Annotated in this window: 10 protein-coding genes; 9 read left to right on the top strand and 1 reads right to left on the bottom strand. The window is 47.5% G+C overall.

Annotated features, from left to right (window positions below):
- Nucleotides 1-293: 293 nt before the first annotated feature.
- The 4 genes from B0680_RS07105 (at nucleotide 294) to B0680_RS07120 (ending at nucleotide 4,138) form a co-directional block, all read left to right on the top strand.
- Nucleotides 294-1,310, top strand: a complete 1,017-nt coding sequence (locus tag B0680_RS07105; protein WP_211271263.1) for an aspartate carbamoyltransferase catalytic subunit — start codon at nucleotides 294-296, stop codon at nucleotides 1,308-1,310.
- Between the two features lie 62 nt (nucleotides 1,311-1,372).
- Nucleotides 1,373-2,524: a dihydroorotase gene (locus B0680_RS07110; protein WP_078254407.1), complete on the top strand. Its 1,152-nt coding sequence runs from the start codon at nucleotides 1,373-1,375 to the stop codon at nucleotides 2,522-2,524.
- Nucleotides 2,525-2,552: 28 nt separating this feature from the next.
- Complete coding sequence (locus B0680_RS07115; RefSeq protein WP_078254408.1) at nucleotides 2,553-3,608, top strand: NAD(P)H-dependent flavin oxidoreductase; 1,056 nt, start codon at nucleotides 2,553-2,555, stop codon at nucleotides 3,606-3,608.
- Nucleotides 3,609-3,613: 5 nt separating this feature from the next.
- A complete protein-coding gene (locus B0680_RS07120) occupies nucleotides 3,614-4,138 on the top strand; it encodes a GNAT family N-acetyltransferase (protein WP_158078311.1) in 525 nt (174 codons plus the stop codon).
- A 79-nt stretch (nucleotides 4,139-4,217) separates the two neighbouring features.
- Here the strand turns inward: B0680_RS07120 and nhaA are convergent, their stop codons facing one another.
- Entirely contained in the window at nucleotides 4,218-5,435 is a 1,218-nt protein-coding gene (nhaA, locus tag B0680_RS07125) for a Na+/H+ antiporter NhaA (protein WP_078254410.1), read from the bottom strand.
- Between the two features lie 165 nt (nucleotides 5,436-5,600).
- Here nhaA and B0680_RS07130 point away from each other — a divergent pair, with 165 nt between their 5' ends.
- The 5 genes from B0680_RS07130 (at nucleotide 5,601) to B0680_RS07150 (ending at nucleotide 11,905) form a co-directional block, all read left to right on the top strand.
- Nucleotides 5,601-6,356, top strand: a complete 756-nt coding sequence (locus tag B0680_RS07130) for a TSUP family transporter (RefSeq protein ID WP_078254411.1) — start codon at nucleotides 5,601-5,603, stop codon at nucleotides 6,354-6,356.
- Nucleotides 6,357-6,435: 79 nt separating this feature from the next.
- On the top strand, nucleotides 6,436-6,645 hold the full coding sequence (locus B0680_RS07135; protein WP_078254412.1) for a hypothetical protein: 210 nt from the start codon (nucleotides 6,436-6,438) through the stop codon (nucleotides 6,643-6,645).
- A gap of 91 nt (nucleotides 6,646-6,736) precedes the next feature.
- Nucleotides 6,737-7,984 carry a bifunctional phosphopantothenoylcysteine decarboxylase/phosphopantothenate--cysteine ligase CoaBC gene (gene coaBC / locus B0680_RS07140; RefSeq protein ID WP_078254413.1) on the top strand — a complete coding sequence of 416 codons (1,248 nt, stop codon included), beginning with the start codon at nucleotides 6,737-6,739 and terminating at the stop codon, nucleotides 7,982-7,984.
- A 185-nt stretch (nucleotides 7,985-8,169) separates the two neighbouring features.
- Nucleotides 8,170-9,855: an AMP-binding protein gene (locus B0680_RS07145; RefSeq protein ID WP_078254414.1), complete on the top strand. Its 1,686-nt coding sequence runs from the start codon at nucleotides 8,170-8,172 to the stop codon at nucleotides 9,853-9,855.
- A gap of 346 nt (nucleotides 9,856-10,201) precedes the next feature.
- Entirely contained in the window at nucleotides 10,202-11,905 is a 1,704-nt protein-coding gene (locus B0680_RS07150; protein ID WP_078254415.1) for an AMP-binding protein, read from the top strand.
- The last annotated feature ends 41 nt before the right edge of the window (nucleotides 11,906-11,946 follow it).

Raw genomic sequence — 11,946 nt, forward strand, 5'->3', positions numbered from 1 at the left:
TGTTGTCATGGCGGTTGTTATGGCGATGGCGGTGTCAGATTGGCGATTTTCTTGATAAAAAATCTCATTTTTTGCTTTGTAGTTGGCGGTAAATCGGCTAAACTATAAAGCATCAATCCAAATCACGATTCCAAAGCCATTGTACACATTATTTTATAAAATAAATTAATTGTCGGCACAGTGCGTACTTGCCAAACAATCTGGCTAATAGTGTAGCAAATTTGCCCTAGAAATCATAGGTTTTTGTGTGGTGATTGGGTAATGCTTTTTAAACTACTTGCAAGGATATCTCTATGTCGCAAAATATCTTGACCGATGTCGATGCACGACTCAATGCATCGCTAGTCCGCCCACAGCTGAATGACGATGGGGCGATTCGTCACTTTTTGGGCGTGGAAGGGCTAAACAAAGCTCAGCTTGAAAATATCATCACCAAGGCAATGAGCTATTTTGACCAAGATGGTAAATTGACCAACACCGAAGAGCTGGCAGGACGCACGGTGATGAATCTGTTTTTTGAGCCGAGCACTCGCACACGCATGACCTTTGAAGCTGCCCAAAAACGCTTGGGGGCAAATGTGCTCAATATCGACATCGCACGCTCAAGCACCACCAAGGGTGAGAGCTTGCGAGATACACTGTGGAATCTTGAAGCAATGAGTGCTGATATGTTTGTCGTCCGCCACAATGCATCAGGGGCGGCGCATTTTATGGCGACACAAGTCACGCCAAATATCGCCATCATCAATGCAGGCGACGGCTGGCACGCTCACCCAACCCAAGCAATGCTTGATATGCTGACCATCCATCGTGAAGCAACCAAGCCATTTGATGAGCTGTCTGTCGCCATCATCGGTGATATCAAGCACAGCCGTGTGGCACGCTCTGATATCTCTGCATTAAAGACACTCGGCGTCAAGGACATTCGCGTCATTGCACCACGCACTTTATTACCCAAAGGGATTGAGCGTTATGGCGTCAGCGTGTTTGAGAATATCGATGAAGGCGTGGTGGATTGTGATGTGCTGATCGGTCTGCGCATCCAAAATGAACGCATTGGCTCGCCGTTGTTGGCATCATCGAGTGAGTATTTTAAGGCATATGGCATCACCGATGAGCGCGTGGCAAAGGCGCGCCCAAATGCACTGGTCATGCACCCAGGTCCGATGAACCGTGGTGTTGAAATCGCATCCAGTGTCGCCGATGGCCCGCAGTCAGTGATTCTAAAGCAGGTCAATAACGGTATTGCGGTGCGCATGGCGGTGATGGCGCTGTCGGTCGCAGGTCAAGATGCTTATAAGGGCTTATAAATAAAGTTTGTAAGTAATTAGAATGTTTTAACGGATTGTACAGATTTTTAATAAGGCAAATCATGAAAAATTATCTACCAAGCGACTGGCAAACCGTCACTTTTGCAAATAAATTTGATGATAATCATTGGGTATTTCCGCCGATTGTCGATTTGTGTGCACGACTGCGTGAACCAGGTCATCAAGCACATGGCACGCTGGCATCTGAGGGTCTAGCGGCTCGCAAAAATGGCATCTTGCATATTGTCCTACCACCTGATACTGACCCAATTTTACAAAATGGCTCGCTGCTAAAAGGGCTTCGCGAAAAAGCCATGCAAGATGGCGGTGTGTATCTGCATATCTTAGGCGCGCTGACCGATGGGCTCAATGGTGAGCAGCCTGCGAATCTAGCAGGTCTTAAGCAAGGCGGTGCGATCGCTGTGACCAATGCCAATTGCGGCTTTGCCAATGATATGGTGATGCTGCGCACGCTAGAATATGCAGCGACTTTTGGGCTCAAAGTGTTCTTTTATCCTGATGAGCCAAGCCTGTCCAAAGGCGGTGTGGCACACGAAGGCTATATCGCATCGTTTCACGGCTTGCAGGGCATTCCTTGGCTTGCCGAGACAGTGGCATTATCCAAACAGCTATTGATGGTTGAAGAAACAGGCATCAGCGCGCATTTTAGCCAAATCACCTGCCGCACTTCGGTGGAGTTGATCCGCTGGGCGAAATCGCGCGGTCTGCCGATCACTTGTGATGTTGCCATGCATCAGCTGCACCTGACCGATGACGATATCGAAGGCTATGACGCATCGGCATATGTACTGCCACCACTTCGTAGTAATACCGACCAAAAAGCACTGATTGCAGGGCTAAAAGATGGCACGATTGATGCGATTTGTAGTCATCATGAGCCATTGTCATCATCTGCCAAGCAAGCACCATTTGGCGAAGCGATACCGGGGATTAGTAACTTTGATACCTTTGTGGCGCTTGGGGTGAAGCTTGTCAATGATGGTATCTTGACGGCGGATGAATTGGTTCAAAAAATCTGCCTAAACCCTGCCAAAATCGCAGGCATTCACGACTATCAAGCCATCGGCGGTGCGATTGTCATCGACCCAACTGTATCGTGGGTAGTGGGTAGTGACACCATGTATTCAAAAGGCAAAAACACGCCATTTAGCGGTCAGACGCTGACAGGGCGAGTGGTTGAGACCAGTTTTTAGTCTGATTAATCAATCGGGGTAGGTAAGCATGAAGCCATCGCTACAAGCACTATTATCATCACCCATCATCCAAGCACCGATGGCAGGGGCGAGTAATAGTGCAACTGTGGTTACTGCCTGCCAAGCAGGGGCATTGGGCTCGCTTGGCGCGGGGATGATGACGCCACAGCAGATACACCAAAGCATTGATGATATCAAATCGGCGACTGATTTGCCGTTTTGTGTCAATCTGATGGTGCTACCACAAGCCATCACCGAGCGATACAGCGAGCCGATGCCTAAGTGGCTTGGTGAGTACTATGATAAGCTTGGCATTGCGCCTGTGCTGGATGATAAGCCTGCGCAGTTGTTCGATGGCCAATTTCAAGTACTGCTTGACAATCCTGTGCCTGTGGCAAGCTTTACCTTTGGGATAATCAGCATTGAGCAGGTGCAGGCACTTAAGCAAGTGGGCACGCTTGTCATTGGCACTGCCAACTGCCCTGATGAAGTCATTGCATGGGCGGATGTCGGTGCTGATGCGGTCGTGGTGCAGGGTGCTGAAGCAGGCGGACATCGTGGTGGCTGGCTGGATGAATCAGCATCACCGATGGCATTGGCACAGCTGTTCACAGCGGTGACAGACAGGCTAAGTGATGAGCAAGTACAGATTGCACTCATTGCAGCAGGCGGTATTCATGATGACAAGCAGGTACGCCATTATCTCAATCACGGGGCGGTAGCCGTCGCTGTCGGTACGGCTTTTTTGAGTACGGCGGAGTCGTGCATATCGCCATTGTGGAAATCACGCCTATTAGCAGGTGGCGAGACTCGGCTGACTCGGCTGTATTCGGGCAAGCTTGCTCGGGGCTTGGTGACAGGTTATATGCAGGACTTTATTCATCTTGATGGACTGGTGCGTCATCCACACGTTCCGATTTATCCGACGATGAATGCCATGACCAAGTCGCTAAGAGCGCATGGAGCTAGCACACAAGATGACAACCTGATGAGCCTATGGGCAGGTACAGGCGTGAGTCAGTGCCGTGATGAGTCGATGGCGGATTTGGTCGCACGGCTTGTGGCGGATGTGGTGCATGGATAACGATGATGGATTTGCAGTTTAAAACCCCGACACTGGATGATAAAGCGCGTATTTTGACTTTTCGCCGTGAATTTAATGCCGTCTTTGATGCCATGCACGGCGCAAATGAGCTCAATGCTTTTATGGACGGTGGCTTTGTCGGTTGGATTAATTATATCAATGCACCAGCAGGCACGCAGTGGTTTGAATACCAAAAAGTCGCCGACAGCACCTATATTGCATTGATAGATGATGTGGTGGTTGCGATTGTGCATATACGCCACACGCTCAATGATGCGCTGCTACAACAAGGCGGTCATGTCGGATATAGTACGCATCCTGCTTATCAAGGACGGGGCATTGCAACTCGTGTGCTGGCATTTGCTGTCCGTACACTCAATGAGATGGGTGTGCACAAGGTATTGGTTACTTGTCAGCATGACAATCTTGCATCGGCAAGAGTCATTGAGAAAAACGGTGGCATCTTAGAAAATATCTTGACTAAGTCTAATGGCGTACAGGTGAGTCGATATTGGATTAGCGAAAGATAAGTGATGACAATTAACCATTTATCATCAAAAAATCCCCTATTCTACAGAATGGGGGATTGCTTTTTGGTCAAGATATTGCTTAGTGCGTAGATGGGATATAGCCATCGCCACTATCTTTGGCAAGCACAGGATGCTCGGCATTTGGCACAGCTTTACGCAGTAACAGATAGCCTGCAACACCTGAGATGATAGAGCCTAAGATAATGCCAAGTCGTGGGTCAAAGCCTTCTGGAATACCACCAAAAGCAAGCCCCGAGATGAACAAACTCATGGTAAAGCCGATACCGCACAGCAGTGATGCACCATAGATTTGTTTCATGTTCGTGCCTGTCGGTAGGTTTGCTAGACCAAGCTTTAGACAAAGTAGCACCGCTGCCATCACGCCAATTTGCTTACCGATAAATAGGCCTGCAGCAATGCCAAGTGGTACAGGATGTAGCAGGGTGTCTAGGCTTGTGCCCGCCAACGAAATCCCTGCATTGGCAAAGGCAAATAACGGCAAAATCCCAAACGCCACCGTACCGTGCAAATCATGCTCAAGCTCTTCGAGCGGTGAATGTTCTGGGTCAAATTTATTCTTTAAAGGAATAAAAAATGCCAACAGCACCCCTGACAAAGTCGCATGAACACCCGATTTGAGCAAGGCCGCCCACATAATCAGACCAATCAGCAGATACGGCGTCAGACGCACGACATTCATGCGATTTAATAGATACAAAAACGGCAAGCAAATCCCTGCAATGCCAAGCGAAACCAGTGATAATTCAGATGTATAAAACAATGCGATGATGATAATCGCCCCAAGGTCATCAAAAATCGCAATCGACACCAAAAATACCTTGAGTGCATTTGGCACACGATTACCAAGTAGGCTGAGCACCCCAAGCGCAAAGGCAATGTCGGTCGCTGCAGGGATTGCCCAGCCGGCAAGCTGTTCTGGGTGCTGATAATTTAGCCCTGCATAAATCAACGCAGGTGCAATCATACCACCGATAGCAGCGAGTGCAGGCATTAAGATTTGCTTAACATCAGCCAGCTCACCAATCAGTGCTTCACGCTTGAGTTCAAGCCCCACCAAAAAGAAAAAAATCGCCATCAAGCCATCATTAATCCAGTGATGGGCATCTTTGGCAATCTCAAACGCACCGATTTGTACCACCACAGGCGCATGAATGAACGCATGATACGCATCGTGTAGGGGTGAGTTGGCGACAATCATCGCCAAAATCGCAGCGATGGCAAGAATGATACCACCGGCAGCTTCGAGTGCCAAAAATTTCTTAATCTGTGCAAACATGGTAAAGTTTTTCCTAATAACAAGACGGTAAGTGCAAACTTAAGGCTTGCTTTGGGTCTTTGATTGTTTTCTGATAAGTGTTATCATTTTTTCCAATGTATCAAAAATTGGGCGTATAATAAAGCATTTTTTGGTATTTTCGACGACTTGATAAGTGATATTATAATGGATATTCAGCTAGGCTTAGAAATATTGATGCTGTTGTTTGGTGTGGCGATGGTGGCGGGCTTTGTCGATGCGATGGCAGGCGGTGGCGGTCTGTTGACCATTCCTGCGTTATTGCTGTCAGGTGTGCCACCGATTGCCACCCTTGCCACCAATAAGCTTCAAGCATCGGCAGGGTCGTTCTCGGCAAGTCTTACGATGATAAAAAAAGGCGTCATCAACCCAAAAGATATCAAAATCGCCTTTATGATGGCGGCCATCGGCTCGGCAATTGGCTCGATATTGGTGCAACTATCACCGCCTGAGATGTTAAAAGTTGTCATTCCGTTTCTGGTCGCAGGCGTGGGGCTTTATACGCTGTTTGCGCCCAATCTTGGGCAGATTGAACGCGCGCCCAAAATCAGCCAAAGCACATGGCAAAAAACCATCGTACCACTCATCGGCTTTTATGATGGTTATCTTGGGCCGGGTACGGGGACATTTTTTGCACTGTCCAATGTCGCTTTGCGTGGAATGGATTTGATACGAGCCACAGGCACCGCCAAGCTGCTAAACTTCGCCACCAATATCGCAAGCCTTGCACTGTTTATCGTCGGCGGTCAAGTGCTTTGGAAAGTGGGCTTTGTGATGATGGCAGGGCAGGTGATTGGCGCGTTTTTTGGTTCGCAGATGGTGGTCAAAGGCGGTGCTAAATTTATCCGTCCTGTGATTGTGCTGATGTGCTTTGCGATGGTGGTGCGGTATGTGTTTTGGTGAAGTTACGAGCGGTTCATTTTAAGCTATTTTAAGCATTGATTCGCCAATACGCTTTGATGACAAAAATAGGCGGGATACGATGACAATACTGATGTGGTTGTTTGTAATTATTTGGGCGATTTTCTTTGTGCTGTATCTTGTCGGTATGATATTAGCAGGTGTCAAGCACGGCTTGGGCGGTGTGATTCATACTTTGCTTGGCTTGATGGCTTTTGCGATTTGTAGTTTGATTTATTGGGGAATTTTAATCTTTTTGGATATTCAATTTAACTTTTTGCATTGGTTTTGATGCTGTTAGCAACAAAGCAAAAACACACATTCATTTCCCCATCTTGCCAAAGTGCGTTATAATACCCCATTTCCCCACATAGGCGATAGCCATGACTGATTTGACCACTTCCCCAAAAATCCTACTTGGCATCACAGGCGGTATTGCCGCTTATAAATCGGCAGTGCTGGCTCGTCTGCTTATCAAGGCAGGCTGTGAAGTGCGTGTGATGATGACGGCGGCGGCGTGTGAGTTTATTACACCCATGACCTTGCAGGCGCTGACAGGGCATGAAGTGCATACCGAGCTACTTGATGAGACTGCCGAGCTTGGCATGGGACATATTGAGCTTGCCAAATGGGCGGATGTGGTGGTGATAGCACCAGCTTCTGCCAATACCATCGGCAAGCTTGCCAATGGCTTGGCGGATAATCTACTTACCACCGTGTGTCTTGCGACTGATGCGCCGATTCTTATCGCACCTGCGATGAATCAGCAGATGTGGGCAAATGCCATTGTGCAGGATAATTTGATTAAGCTTACCCGCTTTGGCTATGAGCTTATCACACCAGATAGCGGTGAGCAGGCGTGCGGTGATGTGGGCATGGGGCGATTGCCTGAGCCTGAAGTGTTGTGTGAGACGATTTTGGCATTTGTGGCACGTCGCCACCTGCCACAGTCATTGGCGGGCAAGACAGTGGTCATCACTGCAGGGGCGACGCTTGAGCCGATTGACCCTGTGCGGTTTTTGTCCAATCATTCTACCGGCAAGATGGGCTATGCACTGGCAGCAGCGTGCCGTGATGCAGGGGCGGATGTGGTGCTCGTGAGCGGTAAGCGGGTGCATCTACAAGCGCCACAGGGTGTCCGCCGTATCGATGTCGGCACGGCTGATGAGATGCTTGCTGTCTGCCTAGATGTCTGCCGCACAGCCGATGTGTTCATCGCTACCGCTGCTGTGGCAGACTATAAGATGGCGACCATCGCCCCGCACAAAATCAAAAAAACCGATGGCGTCGATGGCATGACCCTTGAGCTCATCAAAAATCCCGATGTGCTTGCCACCATCGTCAAGACCTATCCTGATGTGCTGTCGGTGGGCTTTGCAGCTGAGACCCAAGACACCGAAACCTACGCCAAAGGCAAGCTTGTCGCCAAAAACTTGGACATGATTGCCGTCAATGATGTGTCTGACACCAGTATCGGCTTTGGTAGTGATGATAATGCGATGATGGTGTTTTTTGCTGATAAATATGCCAAAACCGCCCAAAAACTGCCCAAAGCCCCAAAATCCACCATCGCAAGGCAGTTGGTGGATTGTATCGCATTGATTAGTAGTAATAATTACTCTATAAAATAAATACACTTAAGCCAAATTTTCATTCGCTTGTCAATCAAAAACTATGAAAACTGGTTCACAAAAATTGATTGTCAAAAGTCGGTGGCTTGCGTAACTTTGCACATGATTATCTAATTATTCGCTTGGTTATCAGCTTGGGCATTTGACCGCCACCGTCAATGACAACAACATTCATAGGAAGAAACATGACCGATTACTCATCATTTACCACGCCTGCCGACCGTGCTTGGCAAGCCACTTACCGCAAAAACAATCTGGATATTCAGCTTGTCATGCCTGATGGCGTGAATAATTTGCTGGATTTTTTTGATGTCAATTTTCGTGCCAATCGGGGGCAAAAAGCCATCACCTTTATGGGTGTGCATATCGGCTATGACGAACTTGATAAGATAAGCTTAAAAATCGCAGCGTATTTGCAGTCGCTAGGGCTTAATCAAGGCGATAAAGTTGCGGTGATGATGCCAAACACACCGCAGTATCTGGCGGTGATGATGGGGATTGTGCGAGCAGGGCTTGTGCTTGTCAATGTCAATCCGCTATATACCGCCCATGAGCTCGAGCATCAGCTCAAAGACAGTGAAGCCAAAGTATTGTTTATCGTTGAGAACTTTGCCCATACCTTTGAAAAGGTGCAGGATAAAGGGCAAATTAGCCATGTCATCACCACAGGCATCGGCGATATGATGGGCATTAAGGGCATTGTGATTAATGCCGTCGTGCGTCATATCAAGAAAATGGTGCCCAATTATTGCATCCCAAATAAGATTAACTTTAAAGATATACTAAAAACTTCTACCAACTACACTCGCCCAACGCTGACCCTTGATGATGTGGTGATTTTGCAGTACACAGGCGGTACGACAGGCGTCGCTAAGGGTGCGATGCTGACGCATGGTAATTTGATTGCCAATGTCGAGCAGTGCATGACTTATGTCAAATCAGGCTTTGATAGGCCATATCAGCATGGTGAATACATGGCGGTGGCACTGCCTTTGTATCATATTTTTTCGTTTATGGTGACGATGCTTGGCATGAAGATGGGCTTTGCGATGCTACTTATCCCGAACGCCCGTGATTTTGATGATTTGACCAAGCAATTTGCCAAATATCGCCCGCAGTTTTTCCCTGCGGTCAATACGCTGTTCAATGCCTTGACCCACCACAAGGGCTTTGGTGCGCTTGACCATAGCAATATGAAAATCTCTTTGGGCGGTGGCATGACAGTCTTGCCAAGCACGGCTGACGCATGGGAGAAATTGACTGGTAATTACATCGTCGAAGGCTATGGCTTGTCCGAGACTTCCCCTGTCTTGACCTTTAACCCGCTCGGTAGCTACACGGGTAAAATCGGCGTGCCATTCCCATCGACCGACATTATCCTACTGGATGATGACGGCAATGAAGTGGCGATGGGCGAAGCAGGCGAGATTTGCGCCAAAGGCCCGCAGGTGATGAAAGGCTACTGGAAACAGCCTGAAGAGACTGCCAAAGTGATGACTGCTGATGGTTATTTTCGCACAGGCGACATCGGCGTGATGGACGAGCAGGGCTATTTCAAAATCGTGGACCGCAAAAAAGACATGATTTTGGTCTCAGGCTTTAATGTCTATCCAAACGAAGTTGAAGAAGTCATCGCAGCACACCCAAAAGTGCTTGAATGTGGCGCTATCGGCGTGCCTGATGGACATAGCGGTGAAGTGGTCAAAGTCTTTGTGGTCAAAAAAGATGACAGTCTCACCACCGATGACATCAAAGCATGGGCGAAGAAAAACTTGACCGGTTATAAACGCCCTAAGCAAATCGCCTTTGTCGATGAATTGCCCAAATCCAATGTCGGCAAAATCCTGCGTAAAGAGCTAAGAAAGCTATAAGCCATGCTTGAATGATATTTGACTGATTTTTAATCATAAAAGACATCGTGTCTATCACGGTGTCTTTTTTTTGTGCTGATAAATGGATGGTGATATGGCGAAAAATCTCAAGCGAGTTGGTCTTATTTGTAAAATTTTGCAATATTTTGGCGATTTTGATTGATTTTACTTGGAAAATTGTGCAAAACATGGTGTAATGGCTTACAACTGTATTCTCAAAAAATCGTCCAATCTCCTTGTTTCAGCGTCCAACTTATGATAGATTTAAGGTGGGTGTTTTGACAGTGCCCAAGCCTATGATACGACTGGGTATCGGATGATGGATTTTTAGACATAAGGAAGTATTATGACTGCACAAACTTTTAGCACGCCTGCTGACCGTCCTTGGCGTAAGACATATCAAGAACATGGTCTTGAGATTGATTTTAGCCTACCTGATAATATTAATTCGCTGATTGATATTTTTGAACAAGCCTTTGCCCGTCATGGCAACAAGGTAGCATTCACCTGCATGGGTGCATCGATTACTTATCGAGAGCTGGATAATTATAGCCGTCAAATCGCCGCCTATCTGCAATCGATTGGCTTGGTCAAGGGCGACAAAGTAGCAGTGATGATGCCAAATATCTTGCAATATCCGATTGCAATGATTGGTATCGTGCGTGCAGGATTGACACTTGTCAATGTCAATCCGCTATACACACCACATGAGCTTGAGCATCAGCTCAATGACTCTGAAGCTAAGGCGTTGTTTATCGTTGAGAACTTTGCGCAGACCTTTGAGCGTGTGGAGAATAAGGGTCAAGTCAAGCACGTGATTGTCACATCGCTTGGTGATATGCTGGGTATCAAGGGCTTTATTGTCAATGCGGTGGTACGCCATGTCAAAAAAATGGTACCATCGTGGAATATCCCGGGTCATATCAGCTTTAAAGAAGCGCTAAATCAAGTATCTGCATCGGCTTATAATCGCCCACAGGTGTCGCTCGATGACATCGCTGCACTACAGTACACAGGCGGTACGACAGGCGTTGCTAAGGGTGCGATGCTGACTCATGCCAACTTAGCATCGAATGTTGAGCAGTGTATTCCGTTTGTTTCTAAGGTGTTCCCCGAGCAGGATTTGAGCGGTAAATATATCGCTGTGGCGCTGCCTTTGTACCATATTTTTTCATTTACAGCGTGTGCGCTACTGGGTATGAAGATGGGCTTTAGTATGCTGCTTATCACCAACCCACGAGATTTCAAATCACTGTGCAAGGACTTTGAAAAATATCGTCCTGTATTTTTCCCTGCAGTCAATACGCTGTTTAATGGCTTGGTGCATGACGAAGGTTTCCGTGCGCTTGACCACAGCAATCTAAAACTATCCTTAGGTGGCGGTATGTCGGTACTGTCTGACACTGCCAAAGCGTGGGAGCGTCTGACGGGCAATTACATCATTGAAGGCTATGGCCTGTCTGAGACTTCCCCTGTCTTGACCCTAAACCCACCAGGCGGTTATACCGGCAAAATCGGTATCCCATTCCCTGCAACCGATGTTATCTTGCTAGATGAGAATGACAACGAAGTGGCAATGGGTGAGCCGGGTGAAATCTGCGCCAAAGGCCCGCAAGTGATGCCGGGCTACTGGAAGCGTCCTGATGAGACCGCCAAAGTGATGACCGCTGATGGCTATTTCCGCACAGGTGATATCGGCGTGATGGACGAAAAAGGCTTTATCAAGATTGTTGACCGCAAAAAAGACATGATTTTGGTCTCAGGCTTTAATGTCTATCCAAACGAAGTCGAAGATGTGATGACTGCGCATCCAAAAATCCTAGAATGTGGTGTCATCGGTGTGGCGGATGAGCACAGTGGCGAAGTGCCAAAAATCTTTGTGGTCAAAAAAGATGCAAGCCTGACCGTCGAAGAAGTGCGTGCGTGGGCAAAAGAAAATCTAACCGGCTACAAGCGTCCAAAATACATCGAGTTCATCAGTGAGCTGCCGAAGTCGAATGTCGGTAAGATTTTGCGCAAAGACTTGCGTAAGCTTGAAGAAAGCAAATAAGTGATATCGACTTATCAAAACCTGTCATCACCTATCATCGA

The sequence above is a fragment of the Moraxella pluranimalium genome (assembly GCF_002014825.1).
Classification (GTDB): Bacteria; Pseudomonadota; Gammaproteobacteria; order Pseudomonadales; family Moraxellaceae; genus Moraxella; species Moraxella pluranimalium.

Excerpts from the sequence above, each read along its gene's own strand:
- B0680_RS07130 (WP_078254411.1), top strand. The coding sequence starts at position 5,601 with ATGGATATTCAGCTAGGCTTAGAAATATTGATGCTGTTGTTTGGTGTG.
- B0680_RS07110 (WP_078254407.1), top strand. The coding sequence starts at position 1,373 with ATGAAAAATTATCTACCAAGCGACTGGCAAACCGTCACTTTTGCAAAT.
- B0680_RS07115 (WP_078254408.1), top strand. The coding sequence starts at position 2,553 with ATGAAGCCATCGCTACAAGCACTATTATCATCACCCATCATCCAAGCA.
- coaBC (WP_078254413.1), top strand. The coding sequence starts at position 6,737 with ATGACTGATTTGACCACTTCCCCAAAAATCCTACTTGGCATCACAGGC.
- B0680_RS07135 (WP_078254412.1), top strand. The coding sequence starts at position 6,436 with ATGACAATACTGATGTGGTTGTTTGTAATTATTTGGGCGATTTTCTTT.
- B0680_RS07120 (WP_158078311.1), top strand. The coding sequence starts at position 3,614 with ATGGATTTGCAGTTTAAAACCCCGACACTGGATGATAAAGCGCGTATT.
- B0680_RS07145 (WP_078254414.1), top strand. The coding sequence starts at position 8,170 with ATGACCGATTACTCATCATTTACCACGCCTGCCGACCGTGCTTGGCAA.
- B0680_RS07105 (WP_211271263.1), top strand. The coding sequence starts at position 294 with ATGTCGCAAAATATCTTGACCGATGTCGATGCACGACTCAATGCATCG.
- B0680_RS07150 (WP_078254415.1), top strand. The coding sequence starts at position 10,202 with ATGACTGCACAAACTTTTAGCACGCCTGCTGACCGTCCTTGGCGTAAG.
- nhaA (WP_078254410.1), bottom strand. The coding sequence starts at position 5,435 with ATGTTTGCACAGATTAAGAAATTTTTGGCACTCGAAGCTGCCGGTGGT.